Origin of the sequence: Kaistella sp., assembly GCF_041824135.1 — a bacterium.
Lineage (GTDB): Bacteria > Bacteroidota > Bacteroidia > Flavobacteriales > Weeksellaceae > Kaistella.
In genome coordinates, this window is sequence record NZ_JBGZYM010000072.1 from 58,900 (window position 1) to 81,739 (window position 22,840).

General features: G+C 35.1%; 23 protein-coding genes. 16 read left to right on the forward strand and 7 right to left on the reverse strand.

Annotated features, from left to right (window positions below; all coding sequences use genetic code 11):
• Window positions 1-393: 393 nt before the first annotated feature.
• On the forward strand, window positions 394-1,551 hold the full coding sequence (locus ACEYOS_RS08065; protein WP_373707934.1) for a lycopene cyclase family protein: 1,158 nt from the start codon (window positions 394-396) through the stop codon (window positions 1,549-1,551).
• Window positions 1,552-1,749: 198 nt separating this feature from the next.
• Here ACEYOS_RS08065 and ACEYOS_RS08070 read toward each other — a convergent pair whose 3' ends face one another.
• Window positions 1,750-3,750 (reverse strand): BCCT family transporter, encoded by a 2,001-nt coding sequence (locus ACEYOS_RS08070; protein ID WP_373707933.1) that lies wholly within the window; start codon window positions 3,748-3,750, stop codon window positions 1,750-1,752.
• A gap of 182 nt (window positions 3,751-3,932) precedes the next feature.
• On the opposite strand from ACEYOS_RS08070, the gene ACEYOS_RS08075 reads away from it, so the two are divergent.
• Both ACEYOS_RS08075 and ACEYOS_RS08080 read left to right on the forward strand, forming a co-directional pair.
• Window positions 3,933-4,241, forward strand: coding sequence for a hypothetical protein (locus ACEYOS_RS08075; protein WP_373707932.1), 309 nt, complete (start codon window positions 3,933-3,935; stop codon window positions 4,239-4,241).
• 48 nt (window positions 4,242-4,289) lie between these two features.
• The gene (locus ACEYOS_RS08080) at window positions 4,290-4,877 is read left to right on the forward strand and encodes a heme-binding protein (RefSeq protein WP_373707931.1); all 588 of its coding nucleotides are present in this window, start codon (window positions 4,290-4,292) and stop codon (window positions 4,875-4,877) included.
• 88 nt (window positions 4,878-4,965) lie between these two features.
• Here the strand turns inward: ACEYOS_RS08080 and ACEYOS_RS08085 are convergent, their stop codons facing one another.
• Together ACEYOS_RS08085 and ACEYOS_RS08090 are read right to left on the reverse strand one after the other, a co-directional pair.
• Window positions 4,966-5,400, reverse strand: a complete 435-nt coding sequence (locus tag ACEYOS_RS08085) for a cold shock domain-containing protein (protein ID WP_373707930.1) — start codon at window positions 5,398-5,400, stop codon at window positions 4,966-4,968.
• Between the two features lie 248 nt (window positions 5,401-5,648).
• Complete coding sequence (locus tag ACEYOS_RS08090) at window positions 5,649-6,200, reverse strand: hypothetical protein (protein WP_373707929.1); 552 nt, start codon at window positions 6,198-6,200, stop codon at window positions 5,649-5,651.
• Window positions 6,201-6,586: 386 nt separating this feature from the next.
• On the opposite strand from ACEYOS_RS08090, the gene ACEYOS_RS08095 reads away from it, so the two are divergent.
• The 10 genes from ACEYOS_RS08095 to ACEYOS_RS08140 all read left to right on the forward strand — a co-directional run bounded on the left by ACEYOS_RS08095 (window position 6,587) and on the right by ACEYOS_RS08140 (window position 17,171).
• Complete coding sequence (locus ACEYOS_RS08095; protein WP_373707928.1) at window positions 6,587-7,132, forward strand: tRNA methyl transferase PRC-barrel domain-containing protein; 546 nt, start codon at window positions 6,587-6,589, stop codon at window positions 7,130-7,132.
• A 7-nt stretch (window positions 7,133-7,139) separates the two neighbouring features.
• On the forward strand, window positions 7,140-8,903 hold the full coding sequence (locus ACEYOS_RS08100) for an endonuclease (protein ID WP_373707927.1): 1,764 nt from the start codon (window positions 7,140-7,142) through the stop codon (window positions 8,901-8,903).
• A 245-nt stretch (window positions 8,904-9,148) separates the two neighbouring features.
• Window positions 9,149-9,664 carry a pyridoxamine 5'-phosphate oxidase family protein gene (locus ACEYOS_RS08105; protein WP_373707926.1) on the forward strand — a complete coding sequence of 172 codons (516 nt, stop codon included), beginning with the start codon at window positions 9,149-9,151 and terminating at the stop codon, window positions 9,662-9,664.
• A 243-nt stretch (window positions 9,665-9,907) separates the two neighbouring features.
• Complete coding sequence (locus tag ACEYOS_RS08110) at window positions 9,908-10,813, forward strand: universal stress protein (protein WP_373707925.1); 906 nt, start codon at window positions 9,908-9,910, stop codon at window positions 10,811-10,813.
• Window positions 10,814-10,827: 14 nt separating this feature from the next.
• Window positions 10,828-11,274: a GNAT family N-acetyltransferase gene (locus ACEYOS_RS08115; RefSeq protein WP_373707924.1), complete on the forward strand. Its 447-nt coding sequence runs from the start codon at window positions 10,828-10,830 to the stop codon at window positions 11,272-11,274.
• A gap of 1 nt (window position 11,275) precedes the next feature.
• On the forward strand, window positions 11,276-12,397 hold the full coding sequence (locus ACEYOS_RS08120; protein ID WP_373707923.1) for an alanine racemase: 1,122 nt from the start codon (window positions 11,276-11,278) through the stop codon (window positions 12,395-12,397).
• 181 nt (window positions 12,398-12,578) lie between these two features.
• Entirely contained in the window at window positions 12,579-13,451 is an 873-nt protein-coding gene (locus ACEYOS_RS08125) for a helix-turn-helix domain-containing protein (RefSeq protein ID WP_373707922.1), read from the forward strand.
• A gap of 36 nt (window positions 13,452-13,487) precedes the next feature.
• Window positions 13,488-13,658 (forward strand): hypothetical protein, encoded by a 171-nt coding sequence (locus ACEYOS_RS08130; protein WP_373707921.1) that lies wholly within the window; start codon window positions 13,488-13,490, stop codon window positions 13,656-13,658.
• Entirely contained in the window at window positions 13,639-15,381 is a 1,743-nt protein-coding gene (locus ACEYOS_RS08135; protein ID WP_373707920.1) for an APC family permease, read from the forward strand. Before ACEYOS_RS08130 ends, ACEYOS_RS08135 begins: the two co-directional genes overlap by 20 nt.
• Before the next feature lie 431 nt (window positions 15,382-15,812).
• Entirely contained in the window at window positions 15,813-17,171 is a 1,359-nt protein-coding gene (locus tag ACEYOS_RS08140) for a flavin monoamine oxidase family protein (RefSeq protein ID WP_373707919.1), read from the forward strand.
• Window positions 17,172-17,283: 112 nt separating this feature from the next.
• Here the strand turns inward: ACEYOS_RS08140 and ACEYOS_RS08145 are convergent, their stop codons facing one another.
• The 3 genes from ACEYOS_RS08145 to ACEYOS_RS08155 all read right to left on the reverse strand — a co-directional run bounded on the left by ACEYOS_RS08145 (window position 17,284) and on the right by ACEYOS_RS08155 (window position 19,945).
• On the reverse strand, window positions 17,284-18,726 hold the full coding sequence (locus tag ACEYOS_RS08145; RefSeq protein WP_373707918.1) for an aminoacyl-histidine dipeptidase: 1,443 nt from the start codon (window positions 18,724-18,726) through the stop codon (window positions 17,284-17,286).
• An 85-nt stretch (window positions 18,727-18,811) separates the two neighbouring features.
• On the reverse strand, window positions 18,812-19,309 hold the full coding sequence (locus ACEYOS_RS08150) for a hypothetical protein (protein ID WP_373797555.1): 498 nt from the start codon (window positions 19,307-19,309) through the stop codon (window positions 18,812-18,814).
• A 30-nt stretch (window positions 19,310-19,339) separates the two neighbouring features.
• The gene (locus ACEYOS_RS08155; protein WP_373707916.1) at window positions 19,340-19,945 is read right to left on the reverse strand and encodes a hypothetical protein; all 606 of its coding nucleotides are present in this window, start codon (window positions 19,943-19,945) and stop codon (window positions 19,340-19,342) included.
• Window positions 19,946-20,017: 72 nt separating this feature from the next.
• Between ACEYOS_RS08155 and recR the strand changes: the two genes are divergently transcribed.
• From recR to ACEYOS_RS08170, 3 genes are all read left to right on the forward strand, one after another.
• Window positions 20,018-20,629, forward strand: coding sequence for a recombination mediator RecR (recR, locus tag ACEYOS_RS08160; protein ID WP_373707915.1), 612 nt, complete (start codon window positions 20,018-20,020; stop codon window positions 20,627-20,629).
• Between the two features lie 66 nt (window positions 20,630-20,695).
• Window positions 20,696-21,505 carry a glycosyltransferase family 2 protein gene (locus tag ACEYOS_RS08165; protein WP_373707914.1) on the forward strand — a complete coding sequence of 270 codons (810 nt, stop codon included), beginning with the start codon at window positions 20,696-20,698 and terminating at the stop codon, window positions 21,503-21,505.
• The gene (locus tag ACEYOS_RS08170; protein WP_373707913.1) at window positions 21,502-22,356 is read left to right on the forward strand and encodes a glycosyltransferase family 2 protein; all 855 of its coding nucleotides are present in this window, start codon (window positions 21,502-21,504) and stop codon (window positions 22,354-22,356) included. Before ACEYOS_RS08165 ends, ACEYOS_RS08170 begins: the two co-directional genes overlap by 4 nt.
• Before the next feature lie 34 nt (window positions 22,357-22,390).
• Here the strand turns inward: ACEYOS_RS08170 and secG are convergent, their stop codons facing one another.
• Window positions 22,391-22,753, reverse strand: a complete 363-nt coding sequence (gene secG / locus ACEYOS_RS08175; RefSeq protein WP_373707912.1) for a preprotein translocase subunit SecG — start codon at window positions 22,751-22,753, stop codon at window positions 22,391-22,393.
• Window positions 22,754-22,840 lie beyond the last annotated feature (87 nt).

Genomic DNA, 22,840 nt, shown 5'->3' on the forward strand with positions numbered 1-22,840 from the left:
GATCATGTTAACATCTATTATTTTTTTAATAGTCTCTATTTTAGTTAAGTAATTGATTTTCTGATTTTTAGGTTTGTCAAGGTGTACAATATAAATCTTGAAAAATGTTGTATTTTTACAGAATTCAGTAATGATGGTACTTACAGGAGACGAAAATCGGGTGGAAATGTAAGTAAAAAGATGTTGCAGCATGTTAGAACAGTACTACTTTTGTACACCTTGACCCTCTTGAATCACCATAGATAAAGGATTGTTTAGATTCTGTATCGGCAAATAAATTACGCAATCTAAAACTTGTTTTCAATTTTCAAACCAACAAAAGTCTATCTTTAATCGACGAATATCATTTTCAAAAATTCTATTGATGAATAGAAGATCACCTCAAAATTTTACATGAAGAATAAGGACCTAAAATACGATTATATCATTGCTGGCTCTGGCTGTGCTGGATTAAGTTTGCTTTACCGATTGCTGATCGATCCCGTTTTACAATCTAAAAAAATCCTGGTGATTGATCGGATTCAAAAGAATGAAAACGATAGAACCTGGTGTTTTTGGGAGGAAGGAAAAGGTCTTTTTGAATCGGTGGTCATTCATGAATGGAAATCTTTGATCTTTAAAAATGAAGATTTTACCCGGCAATTTGATTTGGAAAAGTATCGCTACAAAATGATACAGGGAAAAGATTTTTATGAGTTTGTCCTTTCGTATGCAGCAGGTTTCGAAAATGTGACCTTCAAAAATGAAAATATAAAAAGGATTACTTCAGATGCTATTGAGGCGACCGTAGAAACGGAGGAGAATGTTTACCATTCTGAATATTTATTCAATTCAACTTCTTTATTTAATCCGAAGATCACAGAAGAAAATTCGTTGCTTCAACATTTTACGGGTTGGGTCATTAAAACGAAAGAAGCAACTTTCGATTCAAAGGTTGGAACGTTAATGGACTTTACATTAGATCAAAAACATGGCGCAACCTTCATGTATGTTTTACCGACAAGTTCCACAGAAGCTTTGGTCGAGTACACTTTATTCAGCAAGAGTGTTTTACCAAAAGAAGAATATAGAACGGCCTTGACGCATTACATTGGAAATAACCTTCAAATTTCAGATTACGAAATTACCCACACAGAATTTGGGATTATACCAATGTCATTAGCCAAGTTTGAGCGGAAGAGTGATGCATTTAATCGCATCATTAACATTGGAACAGCGGGTGGTTACACTAAGGCGAGTAGTGGCTATACTTTTCAGTTTGTACAGAAAAATACAGCCCAAATCGTTAAAAATTTAGTGCAGCAAAAAAATCCTAATCTTGAAAAATCTTTTGATGACAAGCGATATGAGTGGTATGACCGCACTTTACTCGAAGTTATTTTGTCTGGAAAGATGCAAGGCAAAGAAATTTTTTCTTTGATGTTTTCAAAACGTTCGCCTGAACAGATTTTAAAATTTTTGGGTAATGAAAGTAGCATTTTGGATGATCTTAAAATAGTGACCGCTTTGCCAATTGGACCATTTATGATGGCTGGATTAAAGCAATTGTAAAGATTAAGATATTATTTTTTTTGCATTTTTAAATTTGATGATTATTGCATAAAAAATCATATGATTTGACACTACGCTGTTACCTTTTTAAATAAGGATCTGATTAATATTGATGTTTATTACCACATTATAACAACAAAAAACAAACCTCTGAAAAATAATTTTAGAGGTTTATTTATTTTAAAAATTAAAAGCAGATTATTGATATCGCTCGTTCGAATCGGTGCTGATAAACATTTCATTTCTTTCTTCCGACACAATATCTAAGAACCGATCGTAATGCTTTAAAACGTCGGAAATCAATTCGTTTTTTGTAAAGTACTGAACATCGTAGCTTTCTCTGGTATCGCCGAAATAGGCTTTTGGATAAAAAGCTCCTTTCTCCTGAACTTCTGGAATATTATCTTCATCTACCAAGAAACCGGATACTTTTTTCGAAGTCGTCTCCACACCATAGACGAAATTGTTGATCGTGTCATATTTGATCTCTATTTCAACTTTTGTAGGATTAGAATTTTGATTTAAACTGGAGGCGATTCCGTTTTCGGCGAACTCAGCCTGAAGTTCGATAAAAGCTTCTTTAACAACTGTGTTCACAAAATGATCAATCGATTTGCGGTCTTTGGTGGCAACAATCTGTTTCAGTCGGTCTTTCCATAATCTTCCTGACCACGGAACAGTTGCTTTGGAAAACGTACGATCGTAATAGGCCTGGTCAATGGCGAGTGCTTTAATTAAACTTACAATAAACAAAATCAAAATAACGGAAAATGGCAGAGCGGTGATGAGCGTCATACTTTGAAGGGCTTTTAATCCACCAGCATTCAGAAGAAGTAAAGACAGTCCTCCCAATAATACTCCCCACAAAACAGTTTGCCATTTCGGGGATTTCAGAGCGTTTTTGGTCGCGATATTATTCATTACAAAAATACCCGAATCCGCAGAGGTTACAAAAAAGATGATCACGATTAAAATGGTCATAAAACTGGCGATGGTAGAAAAGGGTAAGTATTCTAAAAACCGAAACATTAACGCGTCAGGATTACCAGCCACAGCACTTAGAGCGCCATTTCCTACATTCTCATCAAACCAAATGGCACTGTTTCCAAAAACGGTCATCCAGATAAAATTAAATAAAGATGGTAGTAACAGTACGGCTCCAATAAACTCGCGGATTGTTCTGCCTTTAGATATTTTTGCAATGAAAAGTCCAACGTAAGGCGACCAGGAAATCCACCAGGCCCAATAGAGAATCGTCCAGTCATAAAACCAGGGTAACTGCTCTTCATCATAAACGTGGGTAGCAAATGTTAAGTGAAAAAAGTTGCTGATATAATTGCCCAGTCCTTCCGTGAAACTTCCGATTAAATAAACGGTCGGACCTAATATCAGAATGAATACCAGTAGCGCCACTACCATGGTGACATTGATATTGCTTAATATTTTGATGCCTTTATCAACTCCGGTGAGAGCCGAAAGTACCGCCAATGATACCAGGACACCTACGATAATGATTTGATACATAAAGCTGGTATCTGGAACAATATTTAAATGTTGTAGGCCCGAATTAATTTGAACAACACCAAAACCCAGCGTCGTAGTAATTCCAAAAAAGGTACTGCACAAGGCGAATACATCAATTGCGTTTCCCCAACTTCCATCGGTTTTATTTTTTAATAATGGATAGAAACAACTTCTTAATGATAAAGGAAGTTTAAGTCGGTAAGTGAAATAGGAAAGTGATAATCCTACCAGTCCATAAATTGCCCAGGCGTGTATTCCCCAATGGAAAAAAGTATACAATTGTGCGTTTTTGGGTTTGTTCACATATTCCTGCAAACCAAAAACTTCAGAAGTATAATGTTGCATCGGTTCGGCGACCCCAAAATACATGAGTCCAATTCCCATTCCCGCAGAAAATAACATGGCGACCCAGGAGAAAAAAGAATGCTCTGGTCGGCTGTCATTATCACCCAGGCGGATTTTTCCATACTTACTGAACAATAAATAAATGAGAAAAATAACGAAACACGTTACGGACCAGACGTAAACCCAGTTCAGATTGACGAAAATAAAGTTTTTGATGGTATCCAATATTTGATCAGTCACTGCTGGATAGAGGATGGAAACCACAGAAACCAATAATATAAAGATAATACTGGGAAGAAATATTCCCTTGTTGAGCGTAGATTTAAACATAAAATTCGTTTGTTTTCAGGTGCTGATTTTTGGTAGACAAAATTAAATTTCTTCATATAATATAAAAGCACTGAAGCAATCTACAAATAAATCTTAATTAATTGTTAAAAAGATAAGAAAAGCTTCGTTTCTGAAATGAAATTTATTGAATAGTGATAATTTTTATCTAATTTTAGTAGGTGATGGAAAATAACAAAGCATTAAATACTGTAGTCAACAATCTTGATCTTCTGGAGTTCAACAGCGAACAGAAATCTGATGCGGAGCAATTCTCAATTTTAGTTGGCTTTATTGATGATTTAATTCGAAATGATTTCAACCGCTTAGTGAGTATTCTTTATCGGGTAGATATTTCTGAAACGAAACTAAAACAGAAGTTGGCTGAAAATACAGACAACACAATTACAGCTGCTGAAACAATTGCGAGGCTTTTCATTGAGAGAGAAGCAGAGAAAATTTTGTCAAGGGAGAAATACAGAAGCAGGCAATAAAGTATTTATTAATGTTCTTTATCTTAAATCGTTTAAATTCCGCGATGTATGAAAACTTTTCTCATCATTACCAGCATAATCATCGTCCTGTTTTTGGCGACTCAAATTTATTTTATCATGGCAAAAACTGAAACGCAATCTTATCAAGTTATTAAAACAGAAAAAGATTTTGAGATTCGGAAATATCCGTCAGCTACTATGGCCACTGTTTCGATGAATGCAAAATCTTATAAGGAATTATCTTCAACTGGCTTTCGAAAATTGGCGTCCTTTATATTTGGGGCAAATAAGGATCAAAAAAATATTGCGATGGCGTCGCCAGTTCACATGGACATTAATGATTCTGAATCTTCGATGAGTTTTGTAATGCCGTCGGAATACAATAGAGAAAACTTACCTAAGCCTGATAATTTAGAGATAAAAATCGAGAAGACAGCGGAAGAATACGTTGCTGCAATTCAGTTTGGTGGCTATGCCAATGATGAGGATATTAAAAAATATGCTGATCAATTAGAAAATTCTTTAAAATTAAGTGGAATCGAGTATTTCGGTAATTTCCGTTTTTTAGGCTACAACGCACCGTATCAAGTTCTGGATCGAAAAAATGAAATTATTGTGAGCATCAAGTGGAAATAATAGTATAGAACTGTTTATTCAGTTAAGTGTTGGATAGATTAAGTTTAAAGCAAAAAAAAAGCTTCGAGAGAAGCTTTTTTTTAATGATTTACTTAACCACTTTAATGTCGATTGCAGATAATCCTTTTGGAGATTTCTCAATTTCGAAGGAAACACGATTTCCTTTTTTAATTTGTTCTGCACAGTTGTTTTCGTGGAAGAAAATATTTTCCTTGCTTTTCTCCTCGGTAATAAAACCATAACCCTTTTCACTTAGGAAAGTGACCGTTCCAGTTTTAATCGCTTCTTCAGCTTCAATAGGCGCAGCACCTAACTGAATGTTATTAACATCAATCCCTTCTTCATTACTCTTGTTCGGAGGAGTGCTTGTAAGCTGACCATTTGCATCTACGTACATGATCATGTCATCAAGCCCTTTTCCTTTGTCATTGCTTTCTTTCCGCTCGTCGCGGCGCATTGCTTTTTCCTTTTGTTTCTGAATTTTTTTCTTAATGTTTTCTTTTTTTGTGAAAGAATCCGCCATAAATTTTGTATTGTTTTTGAATTATCTGATAAGGTACGAAAATTAATTAATACGATGCAAATAAAATGTTAAAATAGTTAAAATTAACGTCTTAGTTGTCCATTGAATTTTAAAAAATTAATGTGCCTTTAACTGCTAAAATAATTGGTAAACTTCTTCTTTTTTTCGTTAACCAATTTAGATACTGCTGACGATAACCAGTACTTGTAATAATAAGTAATTATAACTGCCAATGAAATACAGAAAGTCTATTTCACTTTTTCAAACAAATATAATTTGCCACCAGAGAATGCATAACTCGCCATTAAGTTGCCTTCTAAAACCATGGTCTTACTGGTAACATCAATGATAGAAATGTAGTTGACCGAATTGTATTTCAAATAGTTTTCTTTATTTTTCGTTTGCGGATTTTTGCCAAACTCAAATTTATATTTCACCCAGTCTTCTTTTTCTGACTCACAATGCACCGGTTGAAATTTTCCTCTTTTAGATTTAAATTCAATCACCTCTGAACCGTGCGCGCATTCGCTTTTGAAGTTATTCGCTGGATCACTGTCCTGTACAAACTGTTCGTAGGTTCCATCATAAACACCAACTACTTTCCAGGTTCCGTTGAGACGGTCTTCATCAATTTTTCCCTCCGCTTTTTTTACGGCCCAACTAACTCCTTTTACGGTTCCTTTCACGGCAGATATACCAACTTTCGCTGCGGTGGTCACTACTTTCGCTGCGGCCGCTACTACACATGAAGTCAGAAAGAATCCAAATAAAAGTAAAAATCCGATTTTAATTATTTTCATTAGTATTGTTTTAGTAGTTGCAATTTACGGTAAATTTTAGTGGTTTAAAACCGACGTAATTTTTTAGTAATAGAAGAGGATGTTTTTGTGATGATCAATAGATGACTATGGATTCCGACTGCAAACCTTAGCATTTAGAAATAGTTGAAAGTATATTTAAAAAACACAATGAAGTAAGTTACGAAATAGTTAATTCATTTCGATGAAAATAAACTTGTGAGCGAAAAATTGCTGATAATTCGTTCGTAAAGGCTGATCGTTACGGTATTGTTATAAAAATGATATTTATTACCCACAATCTAAAATATTATATATAATTTAGCCCGCCCTAAAAGAAAGTGATGAGCTATCACATTTTAATAGGATGATTTTAAGGCTTTTAGAAAATGACCGAGAAAGGACAAATAGTTGAGATTCCAGTATCCGCTCTTTTTTACAAAAGGGTGCAGCCTGATTTTTTATCGAAGAAAGAAGAACTACTCTGGAAATCTGAGGAGCCAAAGTATTCTTTATTTGATGGCTTTTTAGTGGGAGAACATTCGGGCCTTGAAAATTTTAAATTAGGACAGCGAAAAGGAATTAAAGTAGGTGGAAAAAAAGAACCATTGTACGTCATTCAAATCGATAAAGAAAATAATCGCCTTCTTGTAGGTACAGGAGAAAACCATCCCGGACTCTGGACGAGTGTTTTGTCTTTTCCAAAAAACCTTCTTCAATGGAATCAAGAAACAACTTGTACCGATACTGAATTACAAATTGGGATTTCCGTTGACCTGGAATCAGCTGTTATTGACCATAAAGTTCCAGCAAAATTATACCTTTTTGAGGAACAGATCTTCCTCGAATTCAATCAAGCAACTTTAATGATCATCAAAGAAAATCCATTCCGTGTTCTTTATCAGAATACGATAATCGCAGAAAACAATAAATAATTATAACATGAGACTAAAACTATCTTTTTTAGCAAGTATCATTTCATTCTTCATCTATGCTCAATCCGCACCAGCGTATTACTCGGGCATTAATTTTAATAAAACTCAAAATGAGTTGAAGAATGACTTGGCTACTTTAATTACATCCACACACACTAAGATTATCACTTACAGCGAATTGAAAACGTTGATGGTAACGAGTGATGCCGATCCTGATCAAGCAGGAAATATCCTGTTAGTGTACGGATCGCAAGGTTCAGGTATGCATCAGCGTAGTCGCAGTGCGGGCGGAAGCTGGAACCGCGAACACGTTTATGCAAAATCAAAAGGAACTCCGAACTTAGGAACATCTGGCCCAGGAGCTGATGGTCACCATCTTCGTCCGGCTGATATTTCATTAAACAGTGCCAGAGGAAGTTTGTTATTTGATGATGGTCTTGGCGCTTTAGCATATACAACCAGTCGTGGTGGTTGGTATCCAGGTGATGAGTGGAAAGGTGATGTTGCCAGAATTCTAATGTACATGTATGTGAGATACAACACGAGATGTTTGCCTTTAAACATTGCCATGAATCCAAGTACGTATTCGTCAGACTTTCCAGATATTTTATTAAAATGGAATGTGGAAGATCCGGTTTCTGCTTTTGAATTACAAAGACAGAATGTGGTAGCCAATATGCAGAAAAATAGAAATCCTTTTATCGATAATCCTTATTTAGCAACGGTGATTTGGGGTGGTCCTGCAGCACAGAATACTTGGCCAGATACTTTAGGTGGTGGCGGAGTTGCAGATGTCGAAGCGCCTTCAGTTCCTACTAATCTAGCGGTTACGGGAGTTACTTCTTCCAGTGTTACTTTGAATTGGACGGATTCTACAGACAATGTTGCTGTTTCAGGTTACGATGTTTATAAAGACGGTGTTCTTTTTGGCAATTCGAATTCAACTTCAATAACGGTTACGGGTTTAACTCCAGAAACATCATACTTATTCTTTATTGCAGCAAAAGATGCAGCAGGTAATACATCAGCAAATAGTGCTTCAGTTGTTGGAACCACCGAAGCTGGTCCGATTGGACCGGGAACTACGTGTGGAACAGAAGACTTTGAGAATATTCCCTCAACAGGTGGAAATCCTCCTGCTTCGTCATATGGTGACAGAACATGGTCTGCTAACGGAATTGTTTGGACGTCTACTTTCGCAAGAACTGATACTCAAATCTATATTGATGGCGCAACTAATAAAGCAATTTGTCTTAAAAAAGGAAGTTTGAAATCTTCTGTCATCTCTGGTGGTATCGGAACTTTGAAGGTTAAAACTTATCTTCCGTTTAGTGACAGTGCTGGTAATTATATTTTAAAAATCAATGGTGTAGAAAAAGGTTTAATTCCATATTCTAAAACGGCAAAAACCCAAACCATTGAAAACATTAATATTGAAGGAAATGTAATTATCGAATTAATTGATGAAACCACAAGCAATAGAGTTTCTTTTGATAATCTTTCTTGGACTTGCTATTCTTCTTTAGCAACTGAGGTTACAGAAATCAGAAATGAAAAGATGACCATTTATCCGAACCCCGTAAAAAACAGCGAATTTTTTATCAAAGGAATCGATAAAAACGAAACGGTTAAGATTTACAGTGTAAATGGTCAATTATTACAAACCATTAATAACGTAAATAACAAAGAAAAAATGAACCTTCATAAATTACCAAAAGGAGTTTATTTTGTAACAACGAAATCACAATCTGCAAAAATGATTGTAGATTAAAATTCGATTGTTAATCAATTATGAAATACCGGAGGAGTAATCTTTCGGTATTTTTTTATTCTGCTTTGGGAAACTTTGGCAATAATCAAATTGTAATTAATAGTATTAAAATGTCTTAAATTTAATATTTTAGTAAGTTTTTGGACTAAAAATTGATAATCTATGAAAAGTGTTTTTAAAGGATATCATTTTTTAAAACTTTAAACTCACTCATTAAAATTTACCAAAACATTAAAATTTAAATTATGGGACAAGCACAATCACCACACAAAGATTTAGGCGGAAACGAAGCCATCGAAAAAATTAAGGACTTAACTGAGAAAGCTGGAATCTGTTTTTTCACCACCAAGGTAGGACATGATGCGCACAGCATTCCAATGGCTTTGCAAGAAGTTGACGAGCATGGAACGCTTTGGTTTATCAGCGCGATAGACAGTACGCACAACCAAAATATCTCCGAAGATTCTACGGTTCAATTGCACTTTCAAAATGATTCTTCTTATGAATATGTATTTATAAAAGGAAATGCGAAAATTTCGCAGGATCGAGCTCTGATTGACAAGTATTATAGCAGTTTTGCGGATGCTTGGTTTGAAGGAAAAGATGATCCGCGCGTTACCGTAATCGGCGTAAGTCCAGAAGATGGATACTACTACGAAACAAAAGATAATAAAATATTCGCTATGGCGAAAATGGTTTTTGCAGCCGTCACTGGAAGTAAAAATGAAGACGGTGGCGTAGAAGGAGAGTTAAAAGTATAATCTTCCAAACAGCTCATTTACACAGAATAAAATTTAATCACGAAGCCGGAAGAATGTCTTTCGGCTTCTTTGCTTTCAAGGTATCTCTATTTTATTTATTTAGTTGAAATTGATATAATTGTATAAAATAGTTTCCATTAAAAAGTAATTAGTACCACAAATGGGTGTATTACTGACACGCTTTTTATATTCGTCTTTGTAATTTTGCACCGAGATAGTTATGAACTTAAACGATTAATGAAGATGAAAACTGAAATTAAAACCATATTGGTACCAACGGATTTTTCCGACTTATCAAAAAATGCTTTGAGAGTGGCGGTTAAAATGGCACAACGACATGAGGCAAAATTGATCATTTCCCATACTGTTCATACTTATTATATGATCGATCGCGGCGGAAAGCAGGTTATTGGTGCAGATACCGTTCAGGAAAACAGGAACACTGCTAAAACGAAACTGCTTGAACTTCAAACTTCATTGAACCAGGAATTTAACATAACTATTGAAACAAAAATTAGCAGCGAAAGTATTCTGGACAGTATCAATGAGTTAATACTAACTAATAAGGTTGATATTGTTGTAATGGGAACCTCTGGACGACAAAAAATCAGACAGTTTATTTTAGGTTCTAATTCTTACAATATACTTTTGAATGCGAACTGTTCAGTGTTGTTGATTCCTGAAACATTTAGAAAAACTTCCTTTAAAAAAATTCTGTTTCCGGTACGCGTGAATCATGAGCTTGATCAAAAAGCAGATTTGTCTATTCTTTTAGCCGAAAAAAATGGAGGTGATATCAATCTTTTAGGGGTTGGTGATTTAGATAAAATGGAAGATGTGAAGAAAGATTACATCGCTATGAAAAGAAACTTAATGCTGAAGTCCGCAGATTACGAATCAGAATTTCAATTGTCTCACGATAATGCTGAGGTGATCATACAAGCAGCCATCGACAAGGAGAGTGATATCATTATTTTAGCCGATCAAGATGAAGATTCCTGGAAATCTTTTATGGCAGATAATTTCTTTAAAAAAATGATTAATGGCACAGATATTCCTCTCTTAATCGTTAAGTCTAAACTAGATAGAATTAATAATAAGCCTGAAGACTTGATGGGTTACGATATCACAATGCCAATTCCAGGATAAAAAAAAACTACAATATGATTAAAATAAATACTTATTCACCAGATAATATAGCGACAGAAGAAATAAAAAATGATATCATTAATTTTCTATTTGAAAGTTTAGAGCAATATGGTGATCCAAAAGCTGATATTGAAAAATGCATGGTTTACGCTTTTGGGCAAAACAATAAACCAGGTGGAATGGTTCTTTCAGCCATCGATTCTGATTCTCAAAAAATAGTTGGAGCCGTGATCACTAATAAAACTGGAATGGACGGCTATATTCCGGAAAACATTTTGGTTTATATCGCGACGGATAAAAATATGAGAGGAAAAGGCGTCGGAAAACAGTTGATGCAAACCGCCATTAACCTTTCAGACGGTGATATGGCCTTGCATTGTGAACCCGATAATCCAGCGAAATTTTTATATGAAAAATTAGGCTTTTCCAGCAAATATCTCGAAATGAGATTAAAAAAATAACATGTCATACATTACTTTACATACTGCAAAGCTTCGACATAACTACAAAGTACTCAATCAACTTTTCGCAGAAAATGAAATTGAGTGGGCAATTGTTGCCAAGTTACTATGCGGAAATGAAAAATTTTTACAGGTTTTGTTGAACTTGTCTGATAAAGAAATTTGTGATTCCAGGTTGAGCAATCTAAAAACCATCAAGAAACTATCTCCAAAAACGCAGACCATTTACATTAAACCTCCAGCAAAGCGTTTGGCAAAAAGCATTGTAAAATTTGCAGATGTAAGTTTCAATACCGAATTAGGAACTTTAGAATTACTTTCTGCAGAAGCAGTGGCTCAAAACAAAGTGCATAGAGTAGTGCTTATGGTAGAAATGGGCGAGTTGCGGGAAGGTATAATGGCGCTTAATCTTATGCAGTTTTATGATGAGGTTCTGGCGTTACCCAATATCGAAGTGGTGGGTTTAGGAACCAATTTGAATTGTCTAAATGGGATTTTACCTGATGAGAAAAAATTGTACAAACTCAACAGATTCAAAGAAATCATCGAAGAAAATTCTGGTGAGAAAATTCCGTACATTTCCGGCGGTTCTTCAGTAACGATTCCGTTGATTTTTAGAAAAGAAATACCTTTGGGAATCAATCATTTCCGCGTGGGTGAAACTTTGTTTTTTGGTACCAACGTTTATAAAGATTCTTTGATTACTGGAATGTATCAGGACGTTTTTACACTGACGGCAGAGATTATTGAAAAGCAACAGAAACCAACAATTCCTTCTGGGATCGCTGGAACAAATCTCACTGGTGAAACTCCAACTTTTTCTGAGGAGGAAAAAGGAAAATCTTCCCTAAGAGCAATAGTAGATGTTGGATTACTGGATATTGATCTTAAAGATATCGAGTCCTTAGTTCCGGGCATCGGAATTATAGGTGCAAGTTCCGATATGTTGATTTTAGATTTAGGAGAAAATTCTGGAAATCTTGAAGTTGGCGATACGATTGACTTTAGTATGAATTATATGGCTGTTCTAAGATCCATGAATTCCGATTACGTTGACAAAAAAGTGGATACCGAAATCGTTCCTTTAGAAAGTAGAGAAGACGAATATATTTGTCTAAACTAAACTTTTTCCTTTAAAATAAAACAAAATTTGATAGTGGAAGGGTCAAAGTTTTCCATTGTTTTGATGGCTTTTTACTTCAATAATTCTTCTTTAAAATAATCTTTTTCAAAAAATACTTAAAAAATATTTCGATTAAAATGGTTTGTTTTACCTTTGAGTAATTATTAAAACAGACCTTTTCATGACCAACTCACTTATTAATACGATGACGATTGACTCTTTGAAACTGCCTTTTTCGTTTGCTGGAGAGTTTGTTTTGTTGACGCTTTCAGATGTTGTGGCGCTATTCAAAGTAGATAATTCTTTTAAAACGAAATTTTATACCATGTTCATTGTAGAAAGTGGTTTTGGAAAATTGATCATTGATAATGAAGTTCATGACCTGAAAAAAGGAAGAGTCTTTTTTATAAATTATAATCAAGTCTTTAGACTAACTGAGGCAGAGAATTTAAAAGGAGAAGCTGTTCTTTTTACGCGGTCTTTTTATAATTTAATTTATACTGGAAATAGAAAAATTAAAAACGATACCGCCTTTTCTCATTTACCATCATTCATGGATTTTTCTAAAAGTGACTTGGTTAATTTCAGAGCAGGAATCAACGATATTAAAAAAGAATTTACGCAACCTGAAGTATTAAGCAAAGAAATAATCTGTCTTTTACTAAAGGCTTCAATGCTTAAATATATTAGAAAAACGGACAATGCAAACTATATAGATTTTAAGACCAATCGCAAAAGTAATTATATCGAACAGTTTAAAAATCTGGTAGAAATCCATTTTAAAGAACTGAAGAGAACTTCTGACTACTCGGAAAAACTTACGATTTCAGCGAACTATCTTAATGCTTTGATCAAAGAAAAACTCGATATTTCTGCAGAAAACGTCATTCAAAATAGAGTGATCTTAGAAGCGGAAAGATTACTGCTCAACACCGATCTGTCAGTTACTGAAATTTCATTTGAACTTGGTTTTTCAGATAAATCACATTTCGGCAAATACTTTAAAAAAATAACGCAGGAAAGTCCTAATAATTTCAGAAAGAAATTTTTATAGGCAACCAATAATTTTTAACTCCATAATTTTAAAATGATGAAAAATACAATACCAACCAAAAAAACAGCAGCATCTCAAACCTTTCATACTGGCGTAAAAGCCTTGATCGACCGAAAAATTGGTGGGATTAATGTCTTGAATAATGATCAGATCTTAGACGAGAAATCGAAATTGAAAAATATGAGAAATGGAAAAATCCGTCCATAAAAAACTCAATGAATTGCAGTCGACTGCAATTTCTGGCAATGATATTACATCTTCTTGCCTTTATGTATCGGCGCTTACGATTATGTACGCTGGACAATATGTTTGGATTTCGCTGCTCGTTGTAGCGATGGTTTTATTTCTTTTCCGTAAAATTTACGGTGAAGTCGTAGGAGCGCTTCCCCTGAACGGAGGCGCTTACAACGTTTTACTCAACACTTCTTCCAAAAGATTAGCTTCTCTTGCAGCCACACTTACCGTCTTGTCTTACATGGCAACCGCGGTACTCTCGGGTTCAGAGGCGATGCATTCTTTAAATCAACTGATACCAAGTCTTGATGTGATGATTGCAACGATTGTCGTACTCGGTATTTTTACTTTGTTAACAATTTCGGGAATTGGTGAATCTTCCATCGTTGCTGTAGTGATATTTTTGATCCATTTGGTTTCACTAACACTATTGGTCATTGCGGGATTTTGGTTTATTGCAAATAATGGTTTGTCTACTTTACATCTCAACTGGGCAGTTCCAGTGAAATCTGGTGGAATCATTATGGCCCTTTTTCTGGGGTTTTCAGCGGCAATGTTAGGGATTTCTAGTTTTGAAAGTTCTGCCAATTTTGTAGAAGAGCAAGAGCCTGGAATATTTCCCAAAACATTACGCAATATGTGGTTGGCAGTGAGTTTCTTTAATCCGCTTATTGCTTTAATAATTATTTTCGTTTTACCACTTGCTTCCGTAGGTGCGCATCGGGAATCGCTTTTGGCGTATGTTGGCGAAGTAACTGGCGGAAAATGGCTGGCTTATTTGATCTCTGGAGATGCCGTTCTAGTGCTTTGTGGTGCAGTTCTAACTTCGTTCGTCGGTGTTTCAGGGCTGGTAAACAGAATGACTTTAGATAGAATTCTTCCTAATTTTTTTCTTAAACAACATAAAAAGGGTTCGCACTATCGGATTGCATTTGCTTTTCTATTATTATGTGTTTCCGTATTAATTGCGACCAATGGCGTGCTGACTTCTCTTGCTGGAGTTTATACGTTTTCATTTCTCTCCGTAATGGCTCTTTTTGGGATTGGAAATTTGATGTTAAAAGTCAAACGTAAAAAATTACCACGTCCGGAATATGCACCTGTTTTTAGTGTTTTAGTAGCAATTGCCTTTATCGCTCTTGCCTTCTGGGGCAACTTTATATTAAATCCCAGTTCTTTTAAAACTTTTATCTTTTATTTAATTCCCGCACTTTTGATAGTCATGGTGATGTTAAACCGCTCCATCATTATATCGGCTTTATTGGTCACGGCTGATGCTTTTTTCAGACCGTTGAGAAAATTATCTGTTCTGTCGAATAGAAAATTGAAACAGATGTATTTTAAAGTGCACTCGCAGGAATTTGTTTTTTTTACAAAGCGCGATGATGTGGCGATCCTCAATAAAGTAATGCAATATGTTCAAATCAATGAAACAACTAAAAAATTAAAAATTGTCAACATAATGAAACCTGGCGATGACAATGAAAAATTGAAAGTAGATATTGAAGTTTTAGATCGTGCTTACCCCGAAATTGATATTGAGTTTATTGAAATAACAGGTGAATTTACACCAGATCTCATCGAGCAACTTTCTCAAAAATGGAATATTCCCAAAAACTTTATGTTTATCGCTTCCCCAAGTGATCGGTTTAGTTACCGGGTTTCCGATCTGGGTGGCGTTCGTTTAATAATGTAATTGTATTTTCTAATACAGCAGAATTATTGTTTTAATAAAAGCCGTCTCAAAATATTGGGATGGCTTTCTTTATAATATCCAAGTTTATTATTCTAAAGATTTTTGTGCTCATCAGTTTTAAATGTAATTGATTCTTTGCTCTTTTAGAATAGTTCAATTTTTATTTAATAGTAATCTTCTTATCTGAACTACAATTTCAAGTTTCATGTATATGATTGTAAATCAGTATATTTGATAAAACTATATTCAGGACAAAATATATTTCTGGTTTTGTCGGATAAAAAAATGGAGATGAATACCTACAACAGTGACTTATTCTTTGTCGAGTAAAACGGATGATAAGTCTGCAGTTTTCCCAGTAAATGAAGTATCGATTTTATGACGACCAATTATTTTTTGTTTAAAACTAATAACCATAAAAACTTGTAATCATGAACAGAAAAACATTTATTCAACAGACTTCGTTAGCTGCTGGGGCATTATTGGTGCCGTCCTATGCCTGGTCGATTGGTGGGAAATCAGCCAACGTAAAAGTGGTCATCATCGGCGGAGGATTTTCCGGTTTAGCGGCAGCGAATCAATTAAAACAGAAAGGAATTTCGTTCGTCGTTTTAGAAAGTAGAAACCGAATTGGCGGTAGAGTATTTTCGCATCAAATGAGTAATGATCTCGTCATCGAATTGGGTGGTGAATGGATCGGAAATTCGCACGCCCGAATTCAGGAATTATGTGGCGAGTTCAATATACCGCTCGAGAATAATCAATTCGAATCACATCTCATCTACAAAAATCAATATTCTCCTTCTGGAAAATGGGATTACAGCGAAGAATGGCGCAATAAATTTGAAACTATTCTAAAAAAATATCCTGAAATGTCTGAAGCGGAGAAACTAAAACTTGATCAATACGACTGGTGGCGCTATCTGGTAGATAACGGTTGTGAAGGCAGAGATTTAGAAATTCGTGAACTGTTAGACAGTACCGATTTCGGGGAAAGTATTCGTCATGTCTCGGCCTTTGCAGCTTTGGCAGAATATGCTGAAAGCAGCCCGAAAAATGAAATGGATTTAAAAATGAAAGGCGGCAACGGGAAATTAGCAACAGCATTCGCGAACAGAATCGGCACAGAAAATATCAAATTAAAACATCACGTTTCGAAGATTGATCAAAGCCGTAAAAAGGTAAGTATTCATTGCACCAACGGGACGGTGATTGAATGTGATAAAGTGATTTGTACGGCGCCTGCTTTTGCGTTGAGCAGAATCAACTGGTTGCCCGCACTTCCAATCAATTTTGCCGAAGCCGTAAGGGAATTACAATACGCTCGGATTCAAAAACATGCGATGCATTTTACCGAACGATTCTGGGGAGATGAAAGTTTTGATATGATCACCGATCAGTCACCACAGTATTTTTACCATGCGACCAAAAATCAAAAATCAAAAGACGGAGTTTTAATTGCCTATTCGGTTGGTGATAAAGCCATGATGAATGCGAATCAGACGAATGAATTTCTGGCGCAGGATGTTTTCCGATGTTTGGAACCTCACTTCGGAAACATTAAACCTTTCCTCAAAAATCAGGTAACTTATTATTGGGGAAATGATGAATATTCGCGCGGTGCCTATGCTTTTTATGGAATTGATCAGTGGTTCAAACTTCGTCCGATCTTAGCGCAACCATTTATGAATACCCATTTTGCTGGTGAACATCTCGCTGACTGGCAAGGTTTCATGGAAGGAGCAATTGAAACTGGCGAAGCCGCCGCTGAAAATGTATTTAAAACTTAATTTTGAATTGAAAATTTACTTTTAATTCATTTGACGTTTTTTAAAAAAAACTTTGCCAAAGTTCAAGACTTTGGCAAAGTTAATTCAGTTATAATATTGCTTTAAAATCAATTTACTTCGCCGGAATATTTGCTAAAATTTCTTTTAAGAATCCCCAGAATTTCTGTACGGAAGGAATATTGGCTTTCTCATCCGGAGAGTGAGCTCCACGAATGGTTGGTCCAAAACTTACCATTTCCATATCGGGATAATTTGCACCAATAATTCCACATTCTAAACCAGCGTGACAAGCCACAACTTGAGGTTTATGATCGAAACTTTTTTCGTAGATCTTCTCCATTACCTGAACAATTTCAGACCCGGGTTTTGGTTTCCATCCTGGATAAGATCCACCAAATTCTACGTCCATTCCAGCTAATTCGTAAACTGATTTTAATTGTTCAGCTACGGCATATTTACCTGACTCAATCGATGAACGTGAAAGATTTAAAATCTTCAACTCACCATTTTTTAATTCTACTCTGGCGATATTGTTGGATGTTTCTACTAGGTCGGCAACATCTGGCGACATTCTGTAAACACCGTTATGAGCAGATTTCAAAGCTAAAATAACTTTCTTCGAAGCTTCTTCAGAAATTGCTTTTTCGGGAGTGGAATATGTTTCGATATTAATTTGTAAATCTTTCTCAACAGAAGTAAATTCCTCTATGATTGAGGCTTTCAAGCTGTTCGCCTGATCCATAAACTCTACAGAATTGCGAACCGATAAAACCACATTTCCTTCTCTCGGGATGGCATTGCGTAAACCACCGCTATCCATTGAAATCAGTTGAATATTTTGGTTATAAAGACCGGTATATAAAAGTCTGCCTAAAATAACATTGGCATTTCCGAAGCCTTTGTGAATATCCATTCCTGAATGTCCACCTTGCAAACCTTTCACAGTCATTTTCACAATTTGACCTTTAGATTCTTCGATCTCGTAGTTTTGAGAAGCCGTAACATCAACTCCGCCGGCACAACCGATATCGATTTCGTCATCTTCCTCCGTATCTAAATTTAATAGAATTTGACCTTGTAATTGTCCAGGTTTTAGACCGATTGCTCCTGTCATTCCGGTTTCTTCATCGATGGTGAAAAGTGCTTCTAAAGCTGGATGAGCAATGTCGCTGCTTTCTAAAATACTCATAATCGAAGCAACACCTAAGCCGTTGTCAGCTCCTAAAGTTGTTCCTTTTGCTTTCACCCAATCTCCATCCACTTCCATCTGAATTCCCTGCGTTTCAAAATCGAAATTAACGTCGTTGTTTTTCTGGCAAACCATGTCTAAGTGAGACTGTAACACGATTGCTTTCCGATCTTCCATTCCAGTGGTTGCCGGTTTTTTGATGATGACATTTCCAACTTCGTCAACCGTAGTTTCTAAATTTAGATTTTCGCCAAAGTTTTTAATAAATTTAATTACTTGTTCTTCTTTTTTTGATGGTCTTGGTACCGCATTCAAAGCTGAAAAATTCTTCCAGATGATTTGCGGTTCGAGTTGTGATAATTCCATTTTAAAATTTTATTTACTTCAAAAATACAAATAAAAAAACGCTCTTGAAATTTCCAAAAGCGCTATATTTTAATTTTAAGACTATTTAACAGCCGCATTCTCCATAAATCGGTGTGATCGTTTTTTCGCCATTTTTATTTTCTACCGTCATCGTTCCTTCAAACATCATCACTTCCTCCAGTTCATTGACTTTCTTTCCTTGAATAGTTACAGAAATCTCTTCGTTCTTAATAACCTTACTGAAATTATCAGGATCAAAATCTCCTTCTTTCATTTTTATTTTAACGGTTTTACCGTCAATTTTTAAATAAGCATTGTTCCCGTAATCGTCGATGTAAATATATTTCTCTTGATCAAAATCTTCTTTGTTTTTAGAAAAATAGCAAGAACAACCATTGACCTCTGCCGGAAAACCAAAAGTTTCCAAGTTGATTTGATTTAAAGTTTCAGAGGTTCCTACATTCATGGAATCAGTTTCAACCTTCAAAGAATCTGTAGTTAACGGCTTACTTTCTATTATTTGTTCTTCTTTTTTACACGAAAACATCATCATTAAAGACGCAATAATCATCAATTTCTTCATCTGATATTTTTATTTTATAATTACAATTTTTTAGCCTCGCGATCTTTCAAGCAAAACCATCATCAGGAAAGACAACACCACCAAAGACTCGTCCTGATCGTCAATATCTTTTAACCGGTCTAGCTGAAATCTTCTTCCAATTAAAGAGGGCATTTTTTTTAATCGAAAATATTCAGTTCCATTGGCATCTCTTACCGTATAAGACGGATTTAAAAAATATCCACTAAACATTCCAACGATAGGGATTTCGCCAACCATTCCATCCATAATTTTCACCCAGGCGTTATCTTCGCTAATATTAAATTTTAGCTGATCGTTTTCATCTAAAACTTCATAGTGCGATTTCCAGAAAGACCGCATTCCTTTTCGGGCGAGTCGGCCGTAATTTTTATTGTTGATCAGGTCGGTGATTGAATAACTGGCATTAAAATCTAACCAGCGATCGGCCCTAATTCTAAACAGTTCCTCCGATTTTGATTCATCATTAAAAACAACCACGTCCTCTTTGAGTTTAAACATTTTCTGACGAACGTAGGCCACATAATTTCCGTTGGTATCGGTAATATTAAAATCACTCGATAAGGTGGTTATTTTAAATTTAAAATCAAGTGGATAGTTCAGATTTTTAAGGACCATTTATTATTTTTTTTAAAGATAATAAAATCTGCGAAACTTGGAACTTCTGTTATTAAACTTTATTTTTGTGAAATGGATTATCCGAGCAAAGTTTTAGCAAAAGCCGTAGATGAAATTTCGGGTTTACCGGGAATTGGCAAAAAGTCAGCATTACGATTGGCTTTGCATCTGCTCAAGCAACCCGAAAGTCAGGCGATCGCCTTAGGTGATTCTTTAAAAAAGTTAGTCATCGATATTAAATATTGTAAAAACTGTCATAATTTTTCTGATTCAGAAGTTTGTGAAATTTGTGCGAATCCAAAAAGAACTGAGGAACTGCTGTGTGTCGTAGAAGATGTTCGTGATGTTATGGCGATTGAAAATACAGGTAAGTTTCGGGGGAAATATTTGGTTTTAGGTGGAAAAATTTCTCCGATGGAAGGCATTGGTCCCAATAAACTCAATATCTCTTCCATCGAAAAGAAATTAGAAAACGGCATCGTTAAAGAATTAATATTCGCGCTTAGTGCAACCATGGAAGGTGATACGACTGCTTATTATATTTATAAAAAATTCAAAAGTTCACCTGTTCGTTTTTCTACAATTGCTCGTGGGATTTCAGTAGGTGATGAGTTAGAATATGCTGATGAAATTTCTTTGGGAAGATCGATTCAGAATCGTTTGCCTTATAATGAGCAGCAATAATTGTAAGGATTATATTTCTTATTTTCGATCTTTAATATAATATTTAAATTTAAAGAAAAGTAAAAAGTGATTTCGGTAATTATCCCCATGTATAATGCAGAGAACGTTATCTTAAACGCTTTAGATTCTGTAAAAAATCAAACTTTTCCTCAGGATAGATTTGAGATTATTGTGGTGAATGATGGTTCTACCGATAAAAGTAGGGAAGTGGTTGAAAGTTATATTCAAAATAATTTCGACTTAAAAATTCAGTTAATCAATAAAGAAAATGGAGGAGTTTCGAACGCGAGAAATGCCGGATTGAAAATCGCAGAAGGAAATTTTATTGCCTTGTTAGATTCCGATGACGAATGGTATCCACAGAAAATAGAGCACCAAATGAAGGTTTTAGAGGATCAAGATTTTCAAATAGACTTTCTGAGTTGCAGACGAAAAAATCATCAAATTCTTTATCCTTATAAAGTTGATGGTAATAATCTTGTATCAGTTTCTTTTCGGAAATTAATGACTAGAAATGAGGTCCAGCCTTCCACCGTTATCTTTAAAAGAATAGTCTTAGAAAATAGCGGATACTTTGATGATCATCAGAGATACGCTGAAGATTTAAATTATTGGTTGAAAGTTTCCGAACATCATAAAATGGCTATTCTAAATGAAGAATTGGTTTTAGCGGGTTCAGGAAAAAGAACATTTGGAGTTTCCGGACTTTCGGCAAATTTGGAAGAGATGGAGAAAGGTTTTCAGAAAAATTTGAAGGAAGTTTTAAATCTAAATAGAATTAATTTCGCGGAATATCTTGGATATTTTATTTTTTATAAAGCAAAGTATATGGTGAGAATCAGTCGAAATAGGTGTTTAAATTTACAGGGGAAATGAAATTATCAATCATCATTGTCAATTATAATGTAACGGAATTATTAAGAAATTGTCTAAGCTCAATAATCAATTTCGTACAGGATTTACCTTATGAAGTTATCGTTATCGATAATCAATCTCCCGATTCTTCGTGGAAAGATCTTATGATCGAATTTCCAAAAGTACAATTCATTTCATCAGAATTAAACTACGGATTTGCGATTGCCAATAATAAGGCGGTAAAAAAAGCAAAAGGAGAGTACGTTTTGCTCTTGAATCCGGACACAGAATTGGAGGGTTTTTACATGAAAGAAATCGTAGAATTTGCTGATCAACATCAAGATTTAGGCTGTTTGGGAATTCGTATGCACGATGCTGCTGGAAAGTTTTTGCCAGAAAGTAAACGTTCTGTTCCCGATATGTTCAATTCTTTTGAAAAACTATTTACCAACTTTAAGAAGAAAAAATCAAAGTCTTATTACAGAAATGATATCAATGAATTTGAGATCGCCGAAGTAGAAGTGATCACAGGAGCTTTTCTCCTCATTAAAAGAGCGCTTTATCTTGAGATCGGCGGATTAGATGAGAAATATTTTATGTACGGAGAAGACATCGATCTATGTTTTACTCTATTAAGAAAAAAACATAAAAATTGGTATTACGGTAAATCCTCACTTCTTCATCACAAAGGAGAAAGTACTGTTCGCGATGCTCAATATTTGGAGAGATTCTACGGAGCGATGCAAATTTTTATCGATAAATATTATAAGAATCAAAAACCAGTTCAGCATCGGTTTCTGTCCGCAGGACTGAAACTGCGTCACAGAATGGAAGTAAGAAAACTAAACCAAAAAAAAGAGATACTCAATTAAGTATCTCTTTTTTTATTTTGTAATAAACGATTTTTTATTTATCCGCTGGTGCAGTTGCAGGCGCAGGAATAGGCATTGTTACTGAATTGTTAGTGCCTGGTGCAGTTTGTGGAGCTGGTGCTTCCTGTCTTGCTGGCGCAGTTTGTTTAAATGCTGTCGAAGGTTTTGCTGTTAAGACTACACTTAGCAAAATTAATAAAACAATGATAGCTCCTAAAGTCCAAGTCGCTTTCTCCATAAAGTCATTGGTTCGCTGAACTCCAAACTGAGCGGAAGATGTTCCACCGAAAGTTCCGGAAAGACCTCCACCTTTTGGGTTTTGTGCCATTACCATAATAATTAGTAAGATACTCGCAATCATGATTAGAACCATGAATAATGTAAATATAGTGCCCATTTTTTCTTCTGAATTTTAGTGTGCAAATATAGGATATTTTTTGTAATTCTTTAACATTAACAAAGAATAATTGTGCTTTTACTTAAA

What these genes read in the sequence shown, in the direction of transcription:
- ACEYOS_RS08080 (WP_373707931.1), top strand. Translation starts at nt 4,290, where the DNA reads ATGAAAACTTTTCTCATCATTACCAGCATAATCATCGTCCTGTTTTTG.
- recR (WP_373707915.1), top strand. Translation starts at nt 20,018, where the DNA reads ATGGATTATCCGAGCAAAGTTTTAGCAAAAGCCGTAGATGAAATTTCG.
- ACEYOS_RS08065 (WP_373707934.1), top strand. Translation starts at nt 394, where the DNA reads ATGAAGAATAAGGACCTAAAATACGATTATATCATTGCTGGCTCTGGC.
- ACEYOS_RS08140 (WP_373707919.1), top strand. Translation starts at nt 15,813, where the DNA reads ATGAACAGAAAAACATTTATTCAACAGACTTCGTTAGCTGCTGGGGCA.
- ACEYOS_RS08100 (WP_373707927.1), top strand. Translation starts at nt 7,140, where the DNA reads ATGAGACTAAAACTATCTTTTTTAGCAAGTATCATTTCATTCTTCATC.
- ACEYOS_RS08150 (WP_373797555.1), bottom strand. Translation starts at nt 19,309, where the DNA reads ATGAAGAAATTGATGATTATTGCGTCTTTAATGATGATGTTTTCGTGT.
- ACEYOS_RS08145 (WP_373707918.1), bottom strand. Translation starts at nt 18,726, where the DNA reads ATGGAATTATCACAACTCGAACCGCAAATCATCTGGAAGAATTTTTCA.
- ACEYOS_RS08090 (WP_373707929.1), bottom strand. Translation starts at nt 6,200, where the DNA reads ATGAAAATAATTAAAATCGGATTTTTACTTTTATTTGGATTCTTTCTG.
- secG (WP_373707912.1), bottom strand. Translation starts at nt 22,753, where the DNA reads ATGGGCACTATATTTACATTATTCATGGTTCTAATCATGATTGCGAGT.
- ACEYOS_RS08085 (WP_373707930.1), bottom strand. Translation starts at nt 5,400, where the DNA reads ATGGCGGATTCTTTCACAAAAAAAGAAAACATTAAGAAAAAAATTCAG.
- ACEYOS_RS08135 (WP_373707920.1), top strand. Translation starts at nt 13,639, where the DNA reads ATGGAAAAATCCGTCCATAAAAAACTCAATGAATTGCAGTCGACTGCA.
- ACEYOS_RS08115 (WP_373707924.1), top strand. Translation starts at nt 10,828, where the DNA reads ATGATTAAAATAAATACTTATTCACCAGATAATATAGCGACAGAAGAA.
- ACEYOS_RS08155 (WP_373707916.1), bottom strand. Translation starts at nt 19,945, where the DNA reads ATGGTCCTTAAAAATCTGAACTATCCACTTGATTTTAAATTTAAAATA.
- ACEYOS_RS08105 (WP_373707926.1), top strand. Translation starts at nt 9,149, where the DNA reads ATGGGACAAGCACAATCACCACACAAAGATTTAGGCGGAAACGAAGCC.
- ACEYOS_RS08125 (WP_373707922.1), top strand. Translation starts at nt 12,579, where the DNA reads ATGACCAACTCACTTATTAATACGATGACGATTGACTCTTTGAAACTG.
- ACEYOS_RS08130 (WP_373707921.1), top strand. Translation starts at nt 13,488, where the DNA reads ATGAAAAATACAATACCAACCAAAAAAACAGCAGCATCTCAAACCTTT.
- ACEYOS_RS08120 (WP_373707923.1), top strand. Translation starts at nt 11,276, where the DNA reads ATGTCATACATTACTTTACATACTGCAAAGCTTCGACATAACTACAAA.
- ACEYOS_RS08110 (WP_373707925.1), top strand. Translation starts at nt 9,908, where the DNA reads ATGAAAACTGAAATTAAAACCATATTGGTACCAACGGATTTTTCCGAC.
- ACEYOS_RS08170 (WP_373707913.1), top strand. Translation starts at nt 21,502, where the DNA reads ATGAAATTATCAATCATCATTGTCAATTATAATGTAACGGAATTATTA.
- ACEYOS_RS08075 (WP_373707932.1), top strand. Translation starts at nt 3,933, where the DNA reads ATGGAAAATAACAAAGCATTAAATACTGTAGTCAACAATCTTGATCTT.
- ACEYOS_RS08070 (WP_373707933.1), bottom strand. Translation starts at nt 3,750, where the DNA reads ATGTTTAAATCTACGCTCAACAAGGGAATATTTCTTCCCAGTATTATC.
- ACEYOS_RS08095 (WP_373707928.1), top strand. Translation starts at nt 6,587, where the DNA reads ATGACCGAGAAAGGACAAATAGTTGAGATTCCAGTATCCGCTCTTTTT.